This window comes from Pseudofulvibacter geojedonensis (genome assembly GCF_042675745.1).
In the GTDB taxonomy this organism is placed as follows: Bacteria; Bacteroidota; Bacteroidia; order Flavobacteriales; family Flavobacteriaceae; genus Pseudofulvibacter; species Pseudofulvibacter geojedonensis.
Genome location: NZ_JBHTJM010000006.1, coordinates 338642 through 364220 on the forward strand (window position 1 = coordinate 338642; position 25579 = coordinate 364220).

The 25579-nt window shown below is 33.2% G+C and carries 23 protein-coding genes; 9 read left to right on the top strand and 14 right to left on the bottom strand.

Annotated features, from left to right (window positions below; genetic code table 11):
- Positions 1-10: 10 nt before the first annotated feature.
- The 5 genes from ACFQ1O_RS06530 to ACFQ1O_RS06550 all read right to left on the bottom strand — a co-directional run bounded on the left by ACFQ1O_RS06530 (position 11) and on the right by ACFQ1O_RS06550 (position 7025).
- Positions 11-574, bottom strand: a complete 564-nt coding sequence (locus tag ACFQ1O_RS06530; protein ID WP_377714570.1) for a c-type cytochrome — start codon at positions 572-574, stop codon at positions 11-13.
- 5 nt (positions 575-579) lie between these two features.
- Complete coding sequence (locus ACFQ1O_RS06535; RefSeq protein ID WP_377714572.1) at positions 580-1107, bottom strand: DUF3341 domain-containing protein; 528 nt, start codon at positions 1105-1107, stop codon at positions 580-582.
- Complete coding sequence (gene nrfD / locus ACFQ1O_RS06540) at positions 1100-2485, bottom strand: NrfD/PsrC family molybdoenzyme membrane anchor subunit (RefSeq protein WP_377714574.1); 1386 nt, start codon at positions 2483-2485, stop codon at positions 1100-1102. The genes ACFQ1O_RS06535 and nrfD overlap by 8 nt, the downstream gene beginning before the upstream one ends.
- A 49-nt stretch (positions 2486-2534) precedes the next feature.
- The gene (locus tag ACFQ1O_RS06545) at positions 2535-5678 is read right to left on the bottom strand and encodes a TAT-variant-translocated molybdopterin oxidoreductase (RefSeq protein ID WP_377714576.1); all 3144 of its coding nucleotides are present in this window, start codon (positions 5676-5678) and stop codon (positions 2535-2537) included.
- A gap of 78 nt (positions 5679-5756) precedes the next feature.
- Positions 5757-7025: a cytochrome c3 family protein gene (locus ACFQ1O_RS06550; protein WP_377714578.1), complete on the bottom strand. Its 1269-nt coding sequence runs from the start codon at positions 7023-7025 to the stop codon at positions 5757-5759.
- Positions 7026-7291: 266 nt separating this feature from the next.
- Between ACFQ1O_RS06550 and ACFQ1O_RS06555 the strand changes: the two genes are divergently transcribed.
- Positions 7292-7702: an SPOR domain-containing protein gene (locus tag ACFQ1O_RS06555; protein ID WP_377714580.1), complete on the top strand. Its 411-nt coding sequence runs from the start codon at positions 7292-7294 to the stop codon at positions 7700-7702.
- Between the two features lie 203 nt (positions 7703-7905).
- Here ACFQ1O_RS06555 and ACFQ1O_RS06560 read toward each other — a convergent pair whose 3' ends face one another.
- From ACFQ1O_RS06560 to rimP, 5 genes are all read right to left on the bottom strand, one after another.
- Positions 7906-8097: a hypothetical protein gene (locus ACFQ1O_RS06560; protein WP_377714582.1), complete on the bottom strand. Its 192-nt coding sequence runs from the start codon at positions 8095-8097 to the stop codon at positions 7906-7908.
- A gap of 307 nt (positions 8098-8404) precedes the next feature.
- Positions 8405-8695: a hypothetical protein gene (locus ACFQ1O_RS06565; protein WP_377714584.1), complete on the bottom strand. Its 291-nt coding sequence runs from the start codon at positions 8693-8695 to the stop codon at positions 8405-8407.
- Positions 8696-9262: 567 nt separating this feature from the next.
- Positions 9263-12094 (bottom strand): translation initiation factor IF-2, encoded by a 2832-nt coding sequence (gene infB, locus ACFQ1O_RS06570; protein ID WP_377714586.1) that lies wholly within the window; start codon positions 12092-12094, stop codon positions 9263-9265.
- Between the two features lie 52 nt (positions 12095-12146).
- Complete coding sequence (gene nusA / locus ACFQ1O_RS06575) at positions 12147-13379, bottom strand: transcription termination factor NusA (protein ID WP_377714588.1); 1233 nt, start codon at positions 13377-13379, stop codon at positions 12147-12149.
- A 13-nt stretch (positions 13380-13392) separates the two neighbouring features.
- On the bottom strand, positions 13393-13857 hold the full coding sequence (gene rimP / locus ACFQ1O_RS06580) for a ribosome assembly cofactor RimP (protein WP_377714590.1): 465 nt from the start codon (positions 13855-13857) through the stop codon (positions 13393-13395).
- A gap of 308 nt (positions 13858-14165) precedes the next feature.
- On the opposite strand from rimP, the gene ACFQ1O_RS06585 reads away from it, so the two are divergent.
- From ACFQ1O_RS06585 to ACFQ1O_RS06605, 5 genes are all read left to right on the top strand, one after another.
- Complete coding sequence (locus tag ACFQ1O_RS06585) at positions 14166-14990, top strand: universal stress protein (RefSeq protein ID WP_377714592.1); 825 nt, start codon at positions 14166-14168, stop codon at positions 14988-14990.
- Positions 14991-15118: 128 nt separating this feature from the next.
- The gene (gene serS / locus ACFQ1O_RS06590) at positions 15119-16390 is read left to right on the top strand and encodes a serine--tRNA ligase (RefSeq protein WP_377714594.1); all 1272 of its coding nucleotides are present in this window, start codon (positions 15119-15121) and stop codon (positions 16388-16390) included.
- A 62-nt stretch (positions 16391-16452) separates the two neighbouring features.
- Positions 16453-17430: a LuxE/PaaK family acyltransferase gene (locus tag ACFQ1O_RS06595; protein ID WP_377714596.1), complete on the top strand. Its 978-nt coding sequence runs from the start codon at positions 16453-16455 to the stop codon at positions 17428-17430.
- Positions 17431-18444, top strand: a complete 1014-nt coding sequence (locus tag ACFQ1O_RS06600; protein WP_377714598.1) for a hypothetical protein — start codon at positions 17431-17433, stop codon at positions 18442-18444.
- Between the two features lie 6 nt (positions 18445-18450).
- The gene (locus ACFQ1O_RS06605; protein WP_377714600.1) at positions 18451-18972 is read left to right on the top strand and encodes a DUF350 domain-containing protein; all 522 of its coding nucleotides are present in this window, start codon (positions 18451-18453) and stop codon (positions 18970-18972) included.
- 209 nt (positions 18973-19181) lie between these two features.
- Here the strand turns inward: ACFQ1O_RS06605 and tyrS are convergent, their stop codons facing one another.
- The gene (gene tyrS / locus ACFQ1O_RS06610; protein ID WP_377714602.1) at positions 19182-20474 is read right to left on the bottom strand and encodes a tyrosine--tRNA ligase; all 1293 of its coding nucleotides are present in this window, start codon (positions 20472-20474) and stop codon (positions 19182-19184) included.
- 62 nt (positions 20475-20536) lie between these two features.
- Here tyrS and ACFQ1O_RS06615 point away from each other — a divergent pair, with 62 nt between their 5' ends.
- Entirely contained in the window at positions 20537-21553 is a 1017-nt protein-coding gene (locus tag ACFQ1O_RS06615) for an NAD-dependent epimerase/dehydratase family protein (RefSeq protein ID WP_377714604.1), read from the top strand.
- Positions 21554-21557: 4 nt separating this feature from the next.
- On the opposite strand, the gene ACFQ1O_RS06620 is transcribed toward ACFQ1O_RS06615, so the two are convergent.
- From ACFQ1O_RS06620 to ACFQ1O_RS06630, 3 genes are read right to left on the bottom strand one after another with little or no spacing between them, the layout of a single operon-like run.
- Entirely contained in the window at positions 21558-21995 is a 438-nt protein-coding gene (locus ACFQ1O_RS06620) for a DUF4296 domain-containing protein (RefSeq protein ID WP_377714606.1), read from the bottom strand.
- A gap of 2 nt (positions 21996-21997) precedes the next feature.
- Entirely contained in the window at positions 21998-23338 is a 1341-nt protein-coding gene (locus ACFQ1O_RS06625) for a dihydroorotase (RefSeq protein ID WP_377714608.1), read from the bottom strand.
- 3 nt (positions 23339-23341) lie between these two features.
- Entirely contained in the window at positions 23342-24064 is a 723-nt protein-coding gene (locus ACFQ1O_RS06630) for a polyprenol monophosphomannose synthase (RefSeq protein WP_377714610.1), read from the bottom strand.
- 74 nt (positions 24065-24138) lie between these two features.
- Between ACFQ1O_RS06630 and ACFQ1O_RS06635 the strand changes: the two genes are divergently transcribed.
- Both ACFQ1O_RS06635 and ACFQ1O_RS06640 read left to right on the top strand, forming a co-directional pair.
- Entirely contained in the window at positions 24139-24801 is a 663-nt protein-coding gene (locus ACFQ1O_RS06635; RefSeq protein WP_377714612.1) for a DUF4271 domain-containing protein, read from the top strand.
- 14 nt (positions 24802-24815) lie between these two features.
- Positions 24816-25562, top strand: a complete 747-nt coding sequence (locus tag ACFQ1O_RS06640; RefSeq protein ID WP_377714614.1) for a uroporphyrinogen-III synthase — start codon at positions 24816-24818, stop codon at positions 25560-25562.
- The last annotated feature ends 17 nt before the right edge of the window (positions 25563-25579 follow it).

The following is a 25579-nucleotide window of genomic DNA, read 5'->3' on the forward strand; positions in this document are numbered from 1 at the left end:
AATCTGTTTCTTATTTAGTTAAATCTGCATTTAGCTTGTCTACATACATAGTTACTTGCCAACGTTCTTTCTCATTTAATTGACCTGCGTGAGACCCCATTGAGTTAAGACCGTAGTAAATAGTATGGTAAATACTACCTTCTGTAATATCTCTGTCTTTGTAATTAGGTACTCCTAAGAATTTTTCGCTCTTTACTAAAGCTCCATCTCCTTTACCTTTCTTACCATGACAAACTGAACAATAAATATCGAATAATTCTTTACCTGTAGCCATGTTAGCTTCTGTTTTTGGTAAAGGATTCGTTAAACTGTCCTTTGCAAATGCTCTACCTTCTGTTGTATTATCTATATCGAAAGGAATCCATCCTCTTTTTATAGTACCATCTACTGGTAATTGAGCTTCCATTTTATCTTTAAATCCACCGTAAGGTACACCTTCTACTTCTTGGTATGTTTCGTATCCTACCGACTCATACATGTTTGGAAAGAATTGATAGTTAGATTGCTTCTTATTAAAACAAGAAGTGAATCCTATCATTCCTACCACTACTAATACTTTAACTAAAACTTTCATTGTGATTAATGTTTTTCAGTTACGTTAATTTCAACTGCTCCAGTTCCTTCTAATAAGGCCTTAACAGCATCTACATTATCTCCAGCAGAAACTTCCATTAAGAAGTGATCGTCTGTTGTTCTTACATCTGGATTCTCAGCTTTTTTAAATGGCCATAATTTACTTCTCATATAAAAAGTAATAACCATTAAGTGAGCTGCAAAGAAAACCGTTAATTCGAACATAATTGGCACAAAAGACGGCATGTTCTCTAAATAACTAAAACTAGGTTTTCCTCCAATATTTTGTGGCCAATCTTCTATCATAATGAAGTTCATCATTACGGTAGCAACAGATAAACCTACCAATCCATATAAGAATGCACAAATAGCTAATCTAGTTGGTGCTAATCCCATTAATTTATCTAACCCGTGAACAGGGAAAGGCGTAAACACTTCTTCTATATGATAATGTGCTTCTTTTACTGTTTTTACAGCATCCATTAACACATCATCATCAGTATACATTGCCTGAACTACTTTATGACTACTCATGACCTTCTACTTTTTTGTATTTATCTCCAGATGACTTTAATATCGATTTAACCTCCGCCTGAGCAATTACAGGGAATGTTCTAGAGTATAATAAGAACAATACGAAGAAGAAACCATTAGTACCAATAAAGATACCTATATCTACAAATGTTGGCGAGAACATTGTCCAAGAAGATGGTAAATAATCTCTGTGTAACGAAGTAACGATAATTACGAAACGCTCGAACCACATTCCTATGTTTACAACAATAGAAATAACGAAAGAGAAAATAATACTTCTTCTTAATTTCTTAAACCACATAAACTGTGGAGAGAATACGTTACAAGTCATCATTGCCCAATATGCCCAAGCGTAAGGTCCAGTTGCTCTGTTTAAGAAAGCATACTGCTCATACTCTACACCTGAATACCAAGCGACAAATAATTCTGTAATATATGCAACCCCAACAATAGAACCAGTAATCATAATAATTAAGTTCATTAGCTCAATGTGCTGCATTGTAATATAATCTTCGAAGTTACATACCTTACGCATGATAATTAATAAAGTATTTACCATTGCGAATCCTGAGAATACCGCTCCTGCTACGAAGTAAGGAGGGAATATTGTTGTATGCCAACCAGGAATAACCGATGTTGCGAAGTCAAACGATACAATCGTGTGTACAGAAAGTACTAAAGGAGTAGCTAAACCTGCTAATACTAAAGATACCTCTTCAAAACGTTGCCAATCTTTTGCTCTACCAGACCAACCGAAACTTACTAAACCGTAAATCTTTTTCTGGAAAGGCTTAACAGCTCTATCACGTAACATTGCAAAATCAGGTAATAAACCAGTCCACCAGAAAACTAACGACACTGATAAATACGTTGAGATTGCGAATACATCCCATAATAAAGGTGAGTTAAAGTTTACCCATAGTGATCCAAATTGGTTTGGAATCGGCACTACCCAGTAACCTAACCATGGACGACCCATGTGAATTAAAGGGAATAAACCTGCCTGAACTACGGCAAAAATCGTCATTGCTTCTGCAGAACGGTTAATTGCCATTCTCCATTTCTGACGGAATAATAATAATACTGCGGAAATAAGTGTACCGGCGTGACCAATACCAACCCACCAAACGAAGTTAGTAATATCCCAAGACCAACCTACGGTCTTATTTAAACCCCATGTACCAATACCTGTAGATATTGTGTAGATGATACATCCTACTCCCCAAAGGAAGCAAGCTAATGAAATAGAGAAGACTATCCACCACTGCTTGTTTGCTCTTCCTTCAACTGGTCTAGCTATATCAAGAGTTACATCGTGATATGACTTGTTTCCAGTAACTAAAGGCTTTCTTATTGGTGCTTCGTAATGAGAACCCATAATCTATGATAAATTATTACTTAATTAATTATTCTTTTTTATATCGCGCTTACGCTTCTTTCGTGTTTCTTACCTTAACTTGATAAACCACATTAGGCTCTGTACCTATGTGCTCTAATAAGTGGTAAGCACGTTTATCGTTCTTTTTCTTGTAGATATCATTATTCTTATCGTTGATATCTCCAAACACCATTGCTCCAGTATCACAAGCGTTAGAACAAGCTGTAGCAAATGCATTCTTGTCTACTTGCTTACCTGCAACCTTAGCATCAAGAATTGTTTTCTGTGTCATTTGTATACACATAGAACATTTCTCCATAACTCCACGAGAACGAACTACAACATCTGGATTTAGAACCATTTTTCCTAAATCATTGTTCATGTTATAATCAAACTCATCGTTGTTGTTATACAAGAACCAGTTGAAACGACGTACCTTATAAGGACAGTTGTTTGCACAGTAACGAGTACCAACACAACGGTTATAAGCCATATGGTTCTGACCCTGACGACCATGAGAAGTTGCCGCAACCGGACAAACAGTTTCACAAGGTGCGTGATTACAGTGCTGACACATAACTGGCTGGAAAGCAACCTGCGGATTAGCAGCTGGACTCTCCATTTCTCCAAACTCAGATAATGAACTACCTAAACCTGAAATATTTTCTTTTTTCTTTAAATCTCCGTTAAAAGTATCTTGAGAAGAATAATATCTATCTATACGCAACCAATGCATATCTCTAGAACGACGCACTTCTGATTTACCTACTACTGGCACATTATTCTCCGCATGACATGCTACAACACATGCCCCACATCCTGTACAAGCATTTAAATCGATAGATAAATTAAAGTGATGCCCTATAGAACGATCAAAAGGAGTCCATAAATCTGCTTCAGGATCTGAAGCATTAATCATATTATGATCTTTTGACACTTTAGGCTTTGGATTATAAGCCTCATAATCATGTTTCGCATTAGCCGTATTGAAGATCTCTAATGTCGTATCTTTTACAATATCACCTCTACCCATTAAGGTATTATGCAATTGTATACAAGCAAACTCATGCTTTCCATCTGTTTTTGCAATAGAAACAGTTTGAACATTGTTAAAGTTTGCATATAAAGGGTAAGCATTTACACCTGTTTGCATTTCTGCTTGTAATGCTTCTTTTCTACCATAACCAAATGATAAACCAACAGACCCTTGAGCCTGACCTGGCTGAATTATTACCGGAACTTTTTCAACTGTAACACCATTAACAGTTACATTTGCATACTTACCATTTAATCCTCCGTTAGCATCGTTTCTTGCCTGTGTAAAGAAAGTACTTTGCTCTAAGAACAAATCAAACTTCTTAGCATCAGCTTCAGAGATTGTTAAATAGTTATCCCAAGTAGTTCTAGTTAACGGATCTGGCAACTCTTGTAACCAAGGGTTGTTTGCCATCTGACCGTCTCCCATTGCAGTCTTAGGGTATAATGTTAATTCTAATCCTTTCGATTTTGCACCAGCTAAAGCAGCAACTGCTCCACTAACGCTATAAACTGGAGCTTCTTCTGAAGCTACCTCGTCTCCTTCTTGATTTTCTTCTACAACTGGCGCAGCAGACTTTGCTAACACACCATCATGCAAAGCTTTATTCCAAGAAGAACCACCTAATATACCTGCAGACCAAGTATTTTTGATATACTTATAGTAAGAATCTTCACTTCCAACTAACTTCAATAAGAAATCTTGGAATTGACGTGTATCAAACAACGGCTTAATAGTAGGCTGCATTAAGCTATAAGAACCTTTCTTTAACTCAACATCTCCCCAAGACTCTAAATAATGAGGTGCTGCTCCTAAATACTGAACATATTTAGATGTTTCATCTTCACGCTGTGTAAACGAAACTGTTAAAGGTAATTTCTTTAATGCATCTCCAAACGCATTTCCGTTTGGCATTGAATATACTGGGTTAATACCAGCCATAATAACTGCACCAACTTTTCCTGACTTTACGTCAGCAACCAACTGATTTACTGCAGCATTACTTCCTTGTCTTGTTTTTATTGGCGATTTAGCATCAAAAGCTTTACTACCTAAAGCTTCATTAATTGCGTTACTTACTGCTTGAGCACCCTTATCTTGAATACCTGTAAGCACAACCGCTCTACTACCAGCTCTCTTTAACTCCTCAGCCGCTTTCTTCACTGCAGCATCTACATGCTTAGGCAAAGAACCACCAACAGAAGAACCAGCTATATAACCGTATAACTTAGCCAAAGCAACTTTTTGCTCGCTAGGAGTTAACGGCACACGCTTATCTGCATTTGCTCCAGATAAAGTCATGTTAGATTCAAACTGAATATGACGAGACATTTTTCCGTTTTCAGGGATACGATTTTTAGCGTAATCACCTTCAAAACCACCACCTTGCCAATCTCCTAAGAAATCTGCACCGATAGCAACAATAACATCTGCATCACCTAAGTTATAGTTTGGCATTCCTCTTTCACCATACTTCTCTTGAAAAGCATCAAGAGTAGCAGACTCAGAAATAGCATCATAAACTACATGACGCACATTACCATACTTAGCTTTAAATTCAGCAATTATATTAGATGTAGATGGACTAGCAAAAGTTTGTGTCATTAACACAACTTCTTTACCATTCGCCACTACTTCATTTACTTTTTTAGCAATATCTGCATCAAACTTAGACCAAGAAACAATAGCTCCGTTAGCTTTTGGCGACTTTAATCTTTTATTATCATATAATGATAAAACAGACGCTTGCACACGAGCATTAGTACAACCTTTAAAATCAGCCATTTTATTCGGCTCTATTTTAATAGGACGACCTTCTCTTGTTTTCACTAATATACTAGCGAAATCGTAACCATCTGCAATAGTTGTTGCATAGTAATCTGCTACACCCGGACGAATTTGCTCAGGCTGTACTACATAAGGAATCGATTTTACAACCGGTCCCTCACAAGCTGCTAAAGTTGCAGCTGCTGTACTAAACCCAACGTATTTTAAGAAATCTCTACGAGTAGTAGACGAAGAATCTAAAGACTCTTTATCACCTAAAAACTCCGTAGTAGGTATTTCTTCTAAAAATTCGTTTTGTTGTAGCGTCTCAACAATAGAGTTGTTATCTAACTCCTCAACACTTTTCCAGTATTTCTTGTTTGATGCCATTTATATTTAATTTAATGATTCAATGATTAAAAACCATTCAATCCTTTAATTCTTTACTCTTTTAATATTCAATTCTAATTAGTAGTGACACTTACCACATTCTAAACCACCCATTTGAGCAGCCGTAAGCTTTTCTACACCATACTTCTCTGACAATTCTTTATGAATCTTAGCGTAATACTCGTTACCCTTAACATCCACCTCTGTCTCTTTGTGACAGTTTACACACCAACCCATTGTTAATGGCGCGAACTGCTCAAGAATTTCCATTTCCTCTACAGGACCATGACAAGTCTGACACTCTACACCAGCAACTGTTACGTGCTGAGAGTGATTAAAGTATGCGAAATCTGGTAAATTATGAACTCTTACCCACTTAACAGGCTTTTGCTCTCCAGAATATTTCTGACCATCCCAACCAACTGCATTATACAGTTTTTGGATTTGCTTGTCGTAAAACTCTTTTGTATGCTCTGCAGTAGCTGTTGACGGAGCAACCTCAGAAATGTTTTTATGACAGTTCATACAAACATTTAAAGCAGGTATACCAGAAGTCTTACTTACTCTTGCAGAAGAGTGACAATATTTACAATCTATTTTATTATCTCCAGCGTGAATTTTGTGAGAGAAGTGAATTGGCTGAACTGGTTGATAACCCTGATCTACACCAACTTGCATGAAATACCCATAAGCATGGTATGCTGCAAACAACATAAACACAATTACAGAAACCAACACTAAGAATTGATTCTCTACAAACGCTTTCCAAATAGGCTTTTTAGCACCCTCATCTACATTGATACCGTTTTTACTAGCAATACTCTTTAAAGTCTTACTAACCATAAACAACATAGCAACTAACACCAACAACACTAAAACAAGCGCTCCTAAAATCAAATCATTATTAGAATCCACAGGAGTAACAGTAATAGGCCCCTCTGGAGTTTCTGGCTCAGGCTTAACCTCTGCAGTATACGCTAAAATATTATCAATATCAGTATTAGTTAACTGAGGAAACAATGTCATTACACTGTTATCATACTCTTTAAAGATTTTGTTTGCATAAGCATCCCCATCTTTAATCATTTTAGAACTATTACGAACCCAGTTATAGATCCACTCTCTATCTAAACCTTGCTCATCTGCTAAACGCTGCTCTACATTTCTCAATGCAGGACCTGTCATAGGCTTATCTAATTTATGACATGCCGCACAGTTCGCATTAAATAAACTCTTACCCGCAGCTGGATCTCCTTGCGCAAAAACTGAAGTTGAAAATGCTAGCAGAACTGCTAAGCAAAGACTTAGAACTTTAGAAGTTGAATAACGGTGTTTAACCTGTTTCATCTGTTACTATTTTCTATATTTATTAGTAAATCCTAGAAAAAAATCTAGTGTTAATTCGTTTTTTGGTACGATTTTTTCAATCTAACTACCTGAAAATACAGGGTAAAAGCTCAGATTTTCAAAAATCTTCCGACAAAAATACTATTTTAAGATAATTTTTAAGTTGTTAAAGAAGGGTTAATTTTAATTTATAGAGATTCTAAATAAGTATTTTACGGAGACAAAAAAACAATTAAAAAGCTACATTTGCATAAATACAATTCATAATGAGAAGATTACCTTTTTTTAAGATCAGCAGCACTGTAATTATTACCTTACTTTTTACTCAATTGAACTACTCTCAAGAGGCAACAGTAACAATTGAACAAGATCCGCAGCTAGAAACTCTGCTTAAGGAACGCAAAAGATTACTTAAAAAAGAAGAAATTAGAACTCATTTTACCATTCAGGTCTTTTCTGGAGAATTAGAAGGAGCTCAAAAAGTTTTAAAAGAATACAAGCAAAAATTCACCGAACACAAGTCGCAAATTCACTGGCAAACCCCTAACTACAAGGTATGGGTTGGTTATTTTAGAAACCGACTTGATGCCGATAGAGCATTATTGAAAATTAACGAAGAATTTCCTGACACAGGAGCTTTTGTATTTGAACCAGAAAACAAAAAAAGAGACGAATAGGGTTTTATTTACATTCACTATACCAAACTCGAATCCAACAATTGTTCGAGTTTTTTTTATTTAAACACACACCAAACCAGCAACACTAATTTCTCACATTCCACAACTATTTTAAACCATTTAAGACAGGTTTATAAATTCTTTCAACAACTAATACAAAACAAGAAAAACCACCCGAACATTAAGGTGGTTTTAAGTATTATTTAATGAAACAATTTATTGTATTTAGGTATACGAGACAGTTTCAATTTACTAAAATATTTTGCAACTTCTATTAAGCTTTTAAACAACTCCTCTTTATATATTATCCCACGTTCTTTTTCTGTATAGAAATATGTTCCGTCTTTATTTTTAACTAACCAAATTCCATCTTGAATAGGTACTGTATCAACCAAAAATTTTAAGAAATAATTAATTTCAATCAAATGATTAGAAACATCCTCTATAGTTAAATCAAACTAAAAATCTAACACCTCATACGTCCACTCATTATATTTAGTTAACCCAGAAATTGGGGTATAACCCGAGTTAACAAGCATACCTAATTGCCTTTCTTTAGAAAAGGAAGGACAATGTATTTTTTTATGTACCCTACTTAATCTTTGCTTCTTAAACACAACTATTTTCAATGTTTTTTATATTAACAACTAAGCTCTTCTTTTCTATAAAAAAGTAATTAAACATACTGGTATTAGAGATTTATCACTTTTTAATTTCCTTAACACCTTTTTCATTTATAGTATATATCTTTACAATAGTATCATTAATTTTTCCATTCGATTGTCTAACTGTACTAACAGTAAATAACGAATCTTTCATTAAACTATAAAAGGTGTACTCATAACTTTCTACATCTTCAGCACCATCAAACTCAGAAGACAAAATAACCTCATTAATATCATCTTCTGATGTTATTTGAAGAGCAATAACTTCATGACTCATATCACCAAACCTTTCTATAATGCACATACTATCACTAATTCCTCTCTTCATTTTTTCATTAGAATCAAGATTAATTAGCAATGAATCATTAGTTTTTTTGTTTTTCGTTATTTATAAATAATATGTTATTGGTTTTTGCATCTGATTTTAAAACTTCTTAACAACCGATTTTTCTTCCTCTTGACCTTTATTACAACCAATCAAAACAAATAACGATAAAAATATTTTTACACTACGGGTTATCATTTTTTCCATCAGCAACAGTTTCTTGGCTCAAATTATTTTTAGCCTTATTTTTTATAGTTTACGAAAGGCACCAAATTTTCAACTTCTATCGATTCCCTTTCTAGTATCAGGCTATAAAATTTTTATATAATACGTAAACACCCCTATAAAGACTTGTAACCTGTCAATTATTCACAACTCTAACAATTCTTAAATTAGCAATTACCCATTTTAATACGGTTCGATTAACCCGTAAACAATTAAAAATTCCATTTTCATCTGTAACCCTCTACTAATTACCATCATTCAAAACAAAAACACCACGAACAAATACAACAAAAAAAAGCTCTTTAGTTTCCTAAAGAGCTTTTTTAGACTTATAATTTAAAGAAATTATTTCAACTTCTTCTTAACTGCAACTTCTTGATAACATTCGAAAACATCACCTTCTTTAATATCGTTGTAGTTCTTAATTTGCATACCACAATCGTACCCTTTAGCCACTTCTTTCACATCATCCTTAAATCGTTTAAGTGTTGCCAACTCGCCATCGTAAATAACTACCGATTCACGTATGATACGTATCTTACCTGAACGTAAGATTTTACCAGACATAACCATACATCCTGCAATTGTACCAACTTTAGATATTTTAAACAACTCTCTAACTTCTGCAGTACCAGTAATCTCTTCTTTCATTTCTGGAGACAACATACCTTCCATTGCATCTTTAAGATCATTGATAGCATCATAAATAATAGAATATGTACGTACATCTATTTCTTCCTTATCAGCTAACTGACGCGCATTTCCTGCTGGTCTAACATTAAATCCGATAATAATTGCATCTGAAGCTGACGCTAACAATACATCAGATTCTGTGATAGCACCTACAGCTTTATGAAGTATATTTACTTGTATTTCTTCGGTAGACAGTTTCTGGAACGAGTCTGTTAATGCTTCTACAGAACCATCCACATCTCCTTTCAAGATTATATTTAACTCCTTAAATGTTCCTAAAGCAATACGACGACCAATTTCTGCTAATGTTAAGTTCTTAGTGGTACGAACATCTTGCTCTCGTTTTAATTGCGTACGTTTTGCTGCAATTTGTTTAGCCTCACGCTCATCTTCTAACACATTGAACTTATCTCCTGCTTGTGGCGCACCATCTAAACCTAAAATTGACACTGGTGTAGAAGGTCCAGCCTCTTTTACTTTATTTCCACGCTCATCATGCATTGCTTTAACCTTACCACTATTTTTTCCAGCTAAAACATAATCACCTATCTTTAAAGTTCCTGCTTGAACTAATATAGTAGACACATAACCTCGACCTTTATCTAGGAACGCCTCTACAACTGTACCATTAGCTATTTTATTAGGGTTAGCTTTTAAGTCTAACAACTCAGACTCTAACAACACCTTTTCTAAAAGCTCATTAACACCTAATCCTGTTTTAGCAGAAATATCATGAGATTGTATTTTACCTCCCCAATCTTCTACCAATAAATTCATGGCAGCTAGTTTGGTCTTAATGTTATCTGGATTAGCCGTTGGTTTATCAATTTTATTAATTGCAAATACTATTGGCACTCCAGCTGCTTGTGCATGAGATATAGCTTCTTTTGTTTGTGGCATGATATCATCATCTGCTGCAATAACAATAATGGCAATATCTGTTACTTGAGCACCACGTGCACGCATTGCCGTAAAGGCCTCGTGACCTGGGGTATCTAAGAATGCTATTTTCTGACCATTCTCAAGCTTTACTCCGTACGCACCAATATGCTGTGTAATTCCACCTGACTCTCCCGCAATTACATTCTCTTTACGTATGTAATCTAATAAAGAGGTTTTACCATGATCTACGTGCCCCATTACAGTAACAATAGGAGCTCTAGTTACTAAATCTTCTGGATTATCTTCAACCTCCTGTATAGACTCTTCTATCTCTGCAGAAACAAACTCTACTTCATACCCAAACTCTTCTGCTACGATAGATAAAGTTTCAGCATCTAAACGCTGATTCATTGTCATCATAATACCTAAAGACATACAAGCACCAATAATTTTTGTACTTGGCACATCCATCATAGTTGCTACCTCATTTACAGTGACAAACTCGGTAACTTTTAATACCTTTCCTTCTGCTTGTTGAGCATCTAACTCTTCTTGTCTTTTCTGACGGTGAAGATCTCTTTTATCTCTTCTGTTTTTAGCACCACGATTCTTACTAGATTTACCTTGCAGCTTCTCTAGTGTTTCACGTACTTGTTTTTGTACTTCTGCTTCTGTTGGTTCTTCTTTAACAACTTGCGCTCTTCTACCTTTTCCACCACCTCGGTTTCCATTATTAAATCTTCCTCCACCTCGATTTCCTCCTCGGTTACCACCAGCATTTCCTCCTCCTGAACTAGGAGCACCAGGTTTACTAATACGCTTACGTTTTGGTTTAGCACCACCACCAGCTGCACCTTTATTTTCTGTCTTTTTCTTAGGCTTGTTAAATTGAGTTAAATCAATTTTTTGACCTGTAATTTTTGGCCCAGAAAGTTTTTGATATTGTGTAGTTACTTTTTCGTCTTTAGGCGCTTCTTCTGTCACCTCTTCTTTTTTAGCAACCACTTTTTGTTTAGGTTCTTCTTTCACCACAGGCTTTTCTACCTTAGGTGTTTCTTTTACCACTTCTTTTACTGGTTTAGCTTGTTTTTTTGGTTTTTTAAGTTGATCTAAATCAATCTTTTTAACCACTTTAGGTTTTTGCACCTCTGCTTTTTTGGTTTCTACAACCTTTACTGGCTTTGGTCCTTCTTTTTTAGGCTCTTCTTTAGACACAGCTTCTTGAGGTTCTGGCTGAGTTTTATCTGCATCTAAATTAATATTACCTACTGTTTTTGGCCCATCTAGCTTAGCCTTTGCTTTAATTACTTCTTGCTTTTTAAGCTCTGCAAGCCTTTTACGTTCTTCTTCTTGCTCGCGCTCTAATCGAAGTGCTTCTTTTTCTTTTCGCTTTTCTTCTCCAACTTCTTTAGATGCTACTTTTTTACTAGCATCTGTCTGAAATTCTCCAGAAAGCACATTGTAAATATCAGCTGTAATTTTAGCAGTAGGACGTGCTTCTATTTCGATTCCTTTAGAACCTAAGAATTCCACAGCCCTATCAAGAGAAATATTTAACTCTCTTAACACCTTATTAAGCCTTATTGTTTTGTTTTCAGCCATAAAATTTAATTTACCTCAAATAATTTATTCAAAAAGAAAGACTATACTGAATCTAGTCCTCAAATTCTTCTTTTAATATTCTAACTACCTCTTCGATAGTTTCTTCTTCTAAGTCGGTACGTTTTACCAACTCATCTATATCTTGTTCTAAAACGCTTTTAGCAGTATCTAACCCTACCTTAGCAAACTCTTCTATAATCCAAGAATCTATTTCATCAGAGAACTCGCTTAATTCTACATCTTCCTCTACACCCTCTCTAAACACATCTATCTCATAACCGGTTAATTGTCCTGCTAAACGAATATTATGTCCTCCTCTACCTATAGCTTTAGACACTTCTTCTGGTTTTAACATTACTTCTGCTCGCTTTTTCTCTTCGTCTAACTTAACAGATGTAACTCTTGCCGGACTCAATGCCCTGGTAATGAATAATTGCGGATTATTAGTGTAGTTAATCACATCAATATTTTCATTCCCTAACTCACGTACAATTCCGTGAATTCTAGCCCCTTTCATACCAACACAAGCTCCTACAGGATCTATTCTATCGTCGTAAGAATCTACAGCAACCTTAGCTTTATCACCTGGTATTCTAACAACTTTCTTCACATTAATTAAACCGTCAAAAACTTCAGGAATTTCTTGCTCAAATAATTTTTCTAAAAAAGCTGGAGCTGTTCTAGACATAACTATCATTGGCTTATTTCCTTTTAACTCAACACTTTCAATTATTCCCCTTACATTTTCTCCTTTTCTAAAGAAGTCTGAAGGTATTTGCTTATCTTTTGGCAATACAATTTCGTTCCCTTCATCATCTAACAAAATAACTGCTCTGTGACGAATATGATGAACTTCTGCAGTATACAAATCACCCACCAAGTCTTTAAATTGCTTGTAAATATTTGTATTATCGTGCTCGTGGATTTTAGAAATTAAGTTCTGTCTTAATGCCAAGATAGCTCTTCTCCCTAAATCGATTAATTTTACCTCTTGCGAAACATCTTCTCCCACCTCAAAATCTGGCTCTATCTTTCTTGCCTCTGATAAAGAAATTTCTTGATTTGGTTCTTCTACTTCACCATCTGCAACAACTACTCTATTTCTCCAAATCTCTAAATCTCCTTTATCTGGATTGATAATAATATCAAAGTTATCATCGTCTCCAAACTTCTTCTTTAAAGCATTTCTAAATACATCTTCTAAGATCGCCATTAAAGTAACACGATCTATCATTTTATCATCCTTAAACTCAGAAAAAGATTCAATTAATGCAATGTTTTCCATAACACCTGTTTCGTTAAAATTTTATCTTCACTTTTGCTTCAGCAATATCGCTGTAAGCTATTTCTTCTTTCTTTTGAACAGTCACTTTACCTTTTCCCACCGGCTTAGGCTCTCTAGCTTTCCACTCTAACACTATTTTCTCTTCATTTGCTTGCGTTAAAGTTCCTTCTAATTTTTCTGATGACTGCAATTTAATTTGCAAATCGCGACCAATATTTTTTACATATTGCCTCGATTTTAACAACGGACTTGCCGCTCCGTAAGACATTACTTCTAAAGAAAAATCTTCTTCATCTCTATCTAAATTATGTTCAATAGCCCTACTTATATCTATACAGTCACTTACTGTTACGCCATTATCTCCATCTATTACCACATTAATTTTATTACCAGACCCTACAGTAAATTCTATTAAGAACAAATCTTCTCTTTCTTCTAAAGCGTCATTCAATAATGTGGTTACTTGTTGCTTAAACATTTTCAATATAGTATAAAAAGAGGGGACTTACCGTCCCCTCATTACAATTCAATTATTCATAATGCGATGCAAATATAAGTATAATTTACGAATTATAAAACCTTATAGCTAAGTGCTTTCCTTTTTTATAATTTATAACAAAAAAAACTTTAAAGACTCGAGGAATTATTACATGAATATATGTTAATTTTTGAGTATTTTTTATATATTTATAGCTAACTAAACAATATGTGAAATGAGTAACACAAACTTCTTTAAAAAGAGTTGTTATGAGTTCCATCTGATATTAATTTAAAACACGAAAACAGATGAATAGAATCCTTGTTCCTACAGATTTTTCTCCCGAAGCTGAAAATGCACTTAAAGTAGCCGCTCAACTTGCCAAAGAATACGATAGCGAAATTTATTTGCTTCATTTGCTAGAACTTCCTTTAGATTTAATTGATCCTATGAGCAAAGGTAGCGAACTACCAGAAGCTATGTTTTTTATGCAAATGGCACATAAGAAATTTCAAAACGTTATTGAATCTGATTACTTAGAAGGCATTACTATTCATGAAAGAATTCAAAACAACGAAGCTTTTGAAGGTATCGTAGATACTGCCAAAAAAGATAACATAGATTTAATAGTTATGGGATCGCAAGGAGCTTCTGGTTTTAAAGAAATGGTTATTGGTTCTAACACAGAAAAAGTAGTACGAACCTCAGATGTTCCAGTATTGGTAATTAAGAAAGATCATAATAACTTTAAAATTAAAGATCTTGTTTTTGCCTGTGAATTTACAGATGAGTACAAAGCTTCTTTTGAAGAAGCTACAAGATTTGCCAAAAGCATTAACGCTAAAATGCATTTGTTAATGGTAAACACTCCTAATGGTTTTAGGACTACTGCTGAAGCCGAAGACAAAATGAATTCGTTTTTAAACGGAAACAAACCAGATAACTACACACTAAATATTTACAATGACCGGACAATTGAAAAAGGAATTTTAAATTTTGCATCTGCAATAGACGCAGATATTATTGCCATGAGCACCCATGGAAGAAAAGGTTTATCTCATTTTTTTAACGGAAGTATTAGCGAAGATTTAGTAAACCATGCTAAAAGACCTGTAGTTACCTTTAAAATATAAATAACAACAATACAAGCCAAAAAAACCGCTTTTTAACAAGCGGTTTTTTTATATCCAACATTCAAAAACACTTCATTGTTTAAAACATTAAAATACGTACTTTTGCGTTTCAAAAATTTATTTAAACAATGTTACAATTACAATTCATTAGAGAACAGAAAGAGAATATTGTTGAGCGCTTAAAAGTTAAAAACTTTGACGCTTCACAAATCCTTGATCAAGTGATTGCTTTAGACGAAAAAAGAAGAAGCACACAAGTACAATTTGACAACAATCAAGCTGACTCTAATAAATTATCCAAAGAAATTGGAATGTTGTTCAAAAACGGAGAAACACAAAAAGCTAATCTTTTAAAAGAAAAAACCACTCAATTAAAAGAAAACAGCAAAGAACTTACTGAAGTTTTAAACAAGACTCAGCAAGAACTAACTAGCCTTTTATACAACATACCAAATGTACCAAACGATCTAGTTAAGCCTGGTAAAAATGAAGATGACAATGAAGAAATTTTTAACGAAGGCATAGTGCCATCATTACACGAAGGAGCCTTACCTCACTGGGAACTAGCAAAAAAATACGACATTATTGATTTTGAATTAGGAAACAAAATAACCGGAGCTGGATTTCCTGTATACAAAGGAAAAGGTGCTCGTTTACAACGTGCCCTAATCTCATATTTTTTAGATAAAAATATTGAAGCTGGATACCAAGAAGTTCAAGTACCACACCTGGTAAATGAGGCTTCTGGATACGGAACAGGTCAATTACCCGACAAAGAAGGGCAAATGTACCATGTTACAGCAGATAATTTATACTTAATTCCAACAGCAGAGGTTCCTGTAACCAACTTTATGCGTGATGAATTACTAAACGAAAAAGATTTTCCAATAAGTTACACTGCATACACCCCATGCTTCCGTAGAGAAGCAGGTAGTTATGGAGCACATGTAAGAGGTTTAAACAGGTTACACCAATTTGACAAAGTAGAAATTGTACGCTTTGAACTTCCTGAAAACTCATACAAAGCTTTAGACGGAATGGTTGATCATGTAAAGGAAATTTTAAGAGAATTAAAATTACCATATAGAATTTTACGTCTATGTGGAGGTGATACTAGTTTTGCTGCTGCCATGACTTACGACTTTGAAGTTTACTCAACAGCTCAGGAAAGATGGTTAGAAATTAGCTCTGTTTCAAACTTTGAAAATTTCCAATCTAATAGATTAAAACTTCGTTACAAAGACGCTAACAATAAAAAACATTTAGCACACACATTAAACGGAAGTTCTTTGGCTTTACCAAGAGTATTAGCTGGTATTTTAGAAAACTACCAAACTCCTGAAGGAATTAAAATTCCAGAATGTTTAGTAAAGTACACTGGATTTGATATTATCAACTAAACCGATTATACATAAACATAAAAACTGCCTTATTTGGCAGTTTTTTTTTGCTATTTTTGATTATGCTCGAACAGAAAATATTCAACATCAACTCTGAAAAAGAATTCAAGCAAACTGCTTTAGAGGTCTTTAAGCATCAGTTTTACAACAATAAAGCATATAGGTCTTATTGTGATTTACTATACATACACCCAAGTGACATAAACGAAATTGAGGATATTCCTTTTTTACCTATTGAGTTTTTTAAAAGCAAGAAAATCTTATCATCCAACAAAGGTATTGAAACAACATTTTCGAGCTCGGGAACTACCGGAAGCATTACAAGCAAACACTACATTAACGACCTTTCATTATACCAAAAGAGCTACCTAAAAAGCTTCAGCCATTTTTACGAAAATCCAGAAGACTATATAATTCTTGCTTTACTACCCTCATACTTAGAAAGACAAGGTTCTTCTTTAATTTATATGGTAGATGACCTAATAAGAAAAACAAAACAGCCAGAAAGCGGATTTTACCTAAACAATCTTGACCAATTATCTGAAACGATAAATAAACTAGAAAGTCTAAACAAAAAAACATTGTTAATAGGAGTTTCTTTCGCCTTATTAGACCTGATCGAAAAATACCAGTTTCAATTGAAAAATACTATTGTTATGGAAACTGGAGGAATGAAAGGCAAAAGAAAAGAAATGATTAGAACAGAACTACACCATTATTTATCTAAAGGCTTTGGGGTTGAGTACATACATTCAGAATACGGAATGACAGAACTACTCTCTCAAGCATACTCAAAAGGCAATGGCATTTTTTCATGCCCCCCTTGGATGAAAATACTTACTCGAGACACAGAAGACCCTTTGAGTGTTCAAACCAAAAATAAAACTGGTGGGATTAACGTTATTGATTTAGCCAACATAAACTCGTGCTCCTTTATAGCCACACAAGATCTTGGAAGAACCCTAAATAACAATACTTTTGAAATTATAGGAAGATTTGACAATTCTGATATAAGAGGGTGTAATTTAATGACTTTATAAATGAACAACAAAAACCATAGCAAACTACTAGGCTGCCTTACAATCGTTTTTGCGTTTGTAATTGCCAGTATTATGTTTTCATTGGTTCAACAGTTTATCCCAATAAACAACATTACATTATTCATTATATGCTATCTAATCACCTTACGTTTTCTTCATTACTTTACTAGTAAAAAAGTATCTAAATCTCAAAATTTATGGCTAGTTACTTTGCTTTGTTTAGCTATTGGCTCTAGATTTTTTTCAAACAAAAACTTCTTACCCAACAACAGATCTGACGCTGATTTAATTGCTACTAAATATATTTATCACGATAATGATTCTACCGAAGTTTTTTCGCACAAGAGAAAATGGAAAGATTACATTGGAAAAACTTACAGAGGAGAATTTAACATTAGAACAAAAGACTACTACAGCTCGAAAGAATTTCATCAAAATTTAAATCTACCCAAAAGTAAAAGTTGGAAAGATTTGTACAAAAAAATAACTCTAGAAGACAAACCCAAACTCGATTTAATTTTAAAAGAATTCTACTACTTACACAAAGGACATCAACTAAATCAAAGACAGTTTGCAGAAATGGTGGTTTCTTTTGTTCAAGACATACCTTATGCTCTTGTATTTCAAAAAGAATGTCTTGATGCTAGTGCGTACAAAGACGAAATAAAAGAAACACTAGAAGAATGTCCGGATTGCTGTATCGGAAATCAAAAATACGGAATACAAACTCCTGTTGAATTTTTATCAAATTTAAAGGGAGATTGCGACACTAGAACCATGCTAGTTTTTACTATTTTAAAACATTTTGGCTATGATGTTGCCATACTCAATAGTGACTTTTACTTACATTCTGTAATTGGAATATCTATACCTGCTAACGGAACTTACAAAAGTCACTTCGGAAAAAAATACTACTTATGGGAAACCACTAACAAGTATTATAAAATAGGCGAAATGCCCAAACATTTAAACAACACCTCTCATTGGTATGTAGTACTAACTAACAACTCATAAAAAATTATGAACAATACCCTTTTTACCTTAGCAATAATTCAAATTATTATTTCAATAATATTAGCTGTATGCATCTTATTTGTGTCACACAAAATATTGATAAAACTATTTTTTAAAGAACAAGAAATTAAAAACGACCATTTAGCTTTTACCATATTTTCATGCGGAATATTTATTTCTATAGGGATAATTTTAGGAGAAATAATACCCTCTATTAGCAATATTATAAGACTTTCGTTTACCCAAAACAACATTGTTAGTTTTACAGATATTATTAGCTATTCTGGCATTTATTTGTTTACCGGATTTATCTTTGCTCTTTTAATTAACCTAGCTACTTTTTTACTTTTTAGCGCTCTAACTAAAGGCATCAACGAATTCAAAGAAATTAAGCAAAATAATCTATCGGTAGCCTTATTAGTTGTTTCTACCTTAATAAGCATTACTCTGATTGTAAAAGACAGTATTTCAAGCCTTATAGAGTCGTTAATTCCATATCAAGAAACCTTAAATTTCTTAACAAAATAAACGTTTTGTCGTTTTTTATGTTAAAGTTTGTTAAGCTATGTAATAAAACCAGCTTTTCTACGTCTTATATAATGAAAAAAAGAGTTACTTTTTTCATAAGTTAGTTAGTTTAAAAGCCTGAAAACAATACGTTTTCAGGCTTTTTTTATAAACATAAAAAAGGTCAACCTTAGTAAGATTGACCCCAATATTTTAATCTTGAATATTATTTAGTTAACTACTAAAACAAAATAATTTTTCTTTCCTTTTTGTAATAAAACAAATTTATCGTTAATCAAACTATCTTTCGTTATCAGAAAGTCTTCTTTTACTTTGGTTTTATTTACTGATATAGAATTAGCTTTCAATTCTCTTCTAGCCTCTCCATTAGATTTTAAAAAACCAGTTTTAGCCGCTAATGCTCCAATCATATCCAATCCATTATCTAAATCAGCTTTAGAAACTTCTGCTTGAGGCACGCCTCCAAAAACATCTAAAAAAGTCTGTTCATCTAAAGCTTTCAAATCATCTGCAGTTGATTTACCAAAAAGCATATTTGAAGCAGCAATAGCTTTATCATATTCATCTCTACCATGAACTAAAGCTGTCACCTCTTCTCCTAAACGTTTTTGCAACATTCTAACATGCGGAGCTTCTTTATGTTCTGCAATTAAAACATCTATAGTTTCCTTATCTAAAAAGGTAAATATTTTAATATACTTTTCAGCATCTTCATCAGAAGTATTTAACCAATATTGGTAGAACTTATACGGCGATGTTCTTTTGGCATCTAACCAAACATTACCACCTTCAGACTTTCCAAATTTAGAACCATCAGATTTAGTAATTAAAGGACAAGTGATAGCATATCCTTTTCCTCCACCTATTCTTCTAATTAATTCGGTTCCTGTAGTAATGTTACCCCATTGATCTGAACCTCCCATTTGCAAAGTAGCAGAGTTTTCTCTGTATAAGTGCAAAAAGTCATATCCTTGAACCATCTGGTAAGTAAATTCTGTAAAAGACATACCTTCTTTAGACTCTGATCCGATTCGGTTTTTTACAGAATCTTTAGCCATCATATAGTTTACAGTAATATGCTTACCTACATCACGAATAAAGTCTAAAAAAGAAAACTCTTTCATCCAATCATAATTGTTCACTAAAATAGCTGCATTAGGCTCATTGCTTTCAAAATCTAAAAAATGTCCTAATTGCTTTTTTACACAATCCTGATTATGTCTTAAAGTTTTTTCATCTAATAAATTACGCTCAGATGATTTTCCTGACGGATCTCCAATCATTCCAGTAGCCCCTCCAACCAATGCAATTGGCTTATGTCCACATCTCTGATAATGAGCCAACAACATAATAGGAACTAAATTACCTATGTGCAAAGAATCTGCTGTTGGATCGAAACCAACATAGGCACTCCTCATTTCCTCTAATAAGTGTTCTTCTGTACCTGGCATGCTATCGTTTAACATACCTCTCCATTTTAATTCTTCAATAAAATTTGTCATGCTCTTAAATTTATCAAGCCACAAAGATACATTTATAGATGAAAAAATTCTATTTTCGCTATATGATTTTAGTTACTGGCGGAACAGGATTAGTTGGCTCTCATTTGTTATATTATTTAACACAAACAAATGACAACATAACAGCTATATATAGAAATGATACAAAACGCGACTATGTAAAAAAAATCTTTGGATACTATACTAACAACATCGAAAGCTTATTCAATAAAATTAAATGGATAAAAGCCGATTTAACAGATGTACCAGCACTAGAAAAAGCATTCGATAAAGTATCTATTGTATACCATTGTGCTGCCAATATTTCATTTAACCCAAAAGACTACCAAAAAGCTAAAGAAACAAATCATATTGGAACAGCCAATATCGTAAACTTATGTCTAGCATATAACATTTCAAAGCTTTGCCATATCAGCTCTATTGCTACCTTAGACGAACCTAAAAAAGGACTCATAAACGAAAGTGCAGAATGGTCTCCAGAAAAAAACAAACACAATATATACGCCATTACCAAGTACAATGCCGAGCTAGAGGTATGGAGAGGATCGCAAGAGGGACTTAACACCGTAATTATAAATCCTGGATTGATTATCGGGCCTGGTTTTTGGAATTCAGGATCAGGAAAAATATTCAAGATGATTCACAAAGGCTTCAATTACTATACAAAAGGATCGATTGGGGTTATTGACATAAACGACCTTATAAAATCAATAATATTCCTTACTAACTCTCAAATATCTAATAAAAGATTTATCCTAGTCTCAGATAACATAAACTACCAAAAACTAATTAGTAGTATATCTATTAACCTCGGAATAAAAAAGTCTTCCAAAGAAGTTTCTGAAAAACTTATTTATTATTATTATTTATTTGATAAACTAAAGAGTTCTATTGGTATATCTAAAAGACAAGTTTTTAAACCTAATACTGCTACTTTATTTAAAAAATTAGAATACAACAATAGCAAAATAAAAAACACGGTAGATTTTCATTTTAGGTCATTTAACGAAAGTATATTAAAAACCACCCAACTTTTTTTAAAAGATTTTACTAAAGAATAACTTATTAATTCCCTTCTTTTGTTGACTTAAAGCTTTCTTTTTTTAAATCTAACTTAGCTGGCTTTTTTTTTGTCAACTTTAAACTGTCTTCTACTTTTATTTTCTCTGAAACCTCTTTCTTTATACTCTCTAACCTTTGCTGCACAGCAAACTCAATATCTTTTGCCGTTTTGAAAGAATTGGTAGCATAGTAATTCAAGTTCTGTCTTAAAGTAACGCTATCTATTTTATACTTATGATAAACAAACTTATCTATAAACACAGAACTATCTTTTATTTTTCTATAATTCTTAGATCTAGCAGCATTCATTAATCTAATGTCGCACATAATATCTACCATCTTTTCCTGAGACAACAGATTGTCAGGCTCAGGAGATTTATGAACCTTATCGCAAGACATTAAAACCAGAACGAAACTTAAAAACAAAAGATAGCTCTTCATAATTACCTATTAAATGTTAATTGCTTTCCTTTTTTTAAGTCGTAAAACTTAAAGTTTTTATACACTAAACTACCATTAACAAAAGTATGGGTAATTCTAGATTTGAATGTATTACCTTCAAACGGCGACCAACCACATTTATAATAAATATTCTCTTTAGTAACACTCCAAGGGTTGTTTAAATCTACAATAACCATATCGGCAAAAAAACCTGGTTTAATATAACCTCTATTTTTTATCTGAAATAACCTAGCTGGATTGTGACACATTTTTTCAACAAGCTTCTCTAAACTTATTTTTTCCTGATGATATGCTTCTAACATGCTTACCAATGCATGCTGAACCAACGGACCTCCTGATGGAGCCTTAGTGTATACATTACTTTTTTCTTCTATCGTATGGGGAGCATGATCTGTTGCAATTACATCTATTCTATCATCTAACAAAGCTTTCCATAGCAAATCTTTGTCTTTTTGAGTTTTCACTGCTGGATTCCATTTAATATGAGTTCCTTTTTCCTCATAATCTGCATCAGTAAACCATAAATGATGCACACATACTTCTGCTGTAATTTTCTTTTCTTCTAAAGGTATTTTGTTTGTAAACAACTCTGTTTCTTTACCCGTAGACAAATGAAAAACATGCAATCTTGCTCCTGTTTTTTTAGCCAATTCTATTGCTCTAGAAGATGATAAATAGCAAGCCTCTTCACTTCTTATAATAGGATGGTATTTCATTGGAATGTCATCTCCAAATTCAGCCTTATATTTCTCAGTGTTAGCCCTAATTGTCCCCTCATCTTCACAGTGAACCGCAATTAACAAGTCTGTACTAGAAAAAATCTTTTCTAAAACTTCTAGGTTATCAACTAACATATTACCAGTAGACGAACCTAAAAACAATTTTAAAGCAGCCACTTTCTGTGGATCGACCTTTAATATTTCGTCTAAATTGTCATTGGTTCCACCAAACATAAATGAATAATTTGCATAAGAAGTTTTTGACGCTATATCAAACTTCTTATCTAATTCTTCTATTGTTGTAGTTTGCGGATTAGTATTAGGCATTTCTATAAAAGATGTAATACCTCCTGCTATAGCTGCTCTTGATTCAGTTTCTATATTAGCCTTATGAGTTAAACCTGGCTCCCTAAAATGAACCTGATCATCTATAACTCCTGGCAGCAAATATTTACCTTCAGCATCAAAAACACTAACGTCGGGAGATTTTGCACTTATTTGTTCTGCAACCTCAACAATATATTCTCCTTCTACATAGACATCTCCCTCGAATATTGAGTTTTCATTTACAATCTTAGCATTCTTAATTAAAACCTTATTCATCTTTTATTTTTTAAATACACTTCTTAATTTCATTAAAATAACCCCAAATACCGCTTCGGATATAATAGAACCATCCATTTTAGACTCACCTTTTGTTCTATCTGTAAAAACAACAGGAACCTCTTCTATTTTAAATTGCTTTAAATAGGCTTTAAATTTCATTTCTATTTGAAAAGCATAACCCACAAACTTAATCTTATCTAAATCTATACTTTCTAAAACTTTCCTTTTATAACAAACAAAACCAGCTGTAGTATCGTTGATATTCATTCTAGTGATAAACCTAACATATTTAGAGGCAAAATACGAAAGTAAAACTCTGTTCATTGGCCAGTTTACCACATTTACCCCAGATTTATACCTAGAACCTATTGAAACATCTACATCATGCAACGAACACATTTCGTACAGCTTATTAAGATCTTTTGGATTATGAGAGAAATCAGCATCCATCTCGCAAACATAATTATAATGTCGTAACAAAGCCCATTTAAAAGCATGTATATATGCCGTACCCAATCCAGACTTTCCTTTGCGTTGTTCTAAATAAAGTTGATCTGGAAACTCTTTTTGAAGCTTAATTACCGTGTTAGCAGTTCCATCTGGCGAATTATCATCTACCACCAAGACATCAAACACTTCAGTTTCTCTAAAAACAGCACGTATTATCGCTTCTATGTTTTCAATTTCGTTATAGGTAGGTATTACTACTAAAGCCTCTCTCATATGGCAAGCAAAAATAACTCTTTATCTTTTTAATTTTATTAATTATTTCTAAAAATAGTACTTTTGTTACTTCTATGGATTTTATACTGAGAAACTTAAACAATCTAGACTTTTTTACCTTTATTATTTTAGGGTGCATTTCTTTATTATGCATTATCAAGCTTAGCTACCAACAACAGTTTAATGAATTCATTACCTTTTTATCTAACGGAAAATACTTAATACTTCACAATAAGAAAGAATTAAAATCTAACTTTTTCAACAGCTTGTTTTTTTTATTCTTTAGCACTAACAGCTCTCTATTTTGTTTTTTCTTAGCAAATAAATTCGATTTCATTGACAGCAACTCATTCATATCATTAGGTTATTTTTTCTTATCTATTAATATATTTTTTATTGTAAAATATGTAATCGAAAAATTACTTTTTGAAATTTTAGACTTGAACCACTTTTACAAAAGCATTCATTTCCAAAAACTTACACTAATAAACTACATTTCTTTAATACTTTTTTTAGTTAACCTAACTTTTTTTTACATCCATACAACTCCTAGCACTTTTTTTATCTTTTGCATTATTGCTACTTTACTGTTATTATACCTACTAACTATAGTATTTTTAACCTTCTATAATCAAAAAATAATTTTACGTAATTGGTTTTATTTTATTTTGTATCTTTGCGCTTTCGAAATTGCACCTATTTTACTGGCTGTGATTTGGTTAAAAACTAATCCTTAAAATACCTTGAGAATATGAAAGTGAAAACTATCTTGGTTTCTCAACCAGAGCCAAAAGCAGAGAACTCTCCTTATTTTGACCTGGAGGAAAGACAAAAAGTAAAAATTGATTTCAGACCTTTTATTCATGTAGAAGGCGTACCTAGCAAGGAAATCCGTAAACAAAAGATAGATCTTTCTCAATTTACCGCTATTATACTTACTAGTAGAAACGCTGTAGATCATTACTTTAGAATTGCCGAAGAAATGCGTTTTAAAGTTCCAGATACGATGAAATATTTTTGTCAATCTGAAGCAGTTGCCTATTACCTACAGAAATACGTGGTTTACAGAAAGCGTAAAATCTATGTTGGAAAAAGAACTTTTGCTGAATTATCTCCTTTAATTAAAAAATACAAGGACGAAAAGTTTTTACTTCCTTCTTCAGACAAGTTAAAAAAATTAATTCCAACCACTTTAGACGAACTAAAAGTTGAATGGACTCAGGCTACTTTATACAAAACAGTAGTTAGTGATTTATCTGACTTAGCAGATGTTTACTATGACATTTTGGTATTCTATAGTCCATCTGGAATTGACTCTTTATTAAAGAATTTTCCAGACTTCAAGCAGAACAAAACCAGAATAGCAGTATTTGGAAACACTACCGTAAAAGCAGCTAACGAAGCTGGATTACGCATCGATATTCAAGCACCTACTCCTGAAACACCTTCTATGACAATGGCGCTTAAAAAGTATATTAACGAAGCTAACAAGAAATAATTAAACATTTTTTTGTT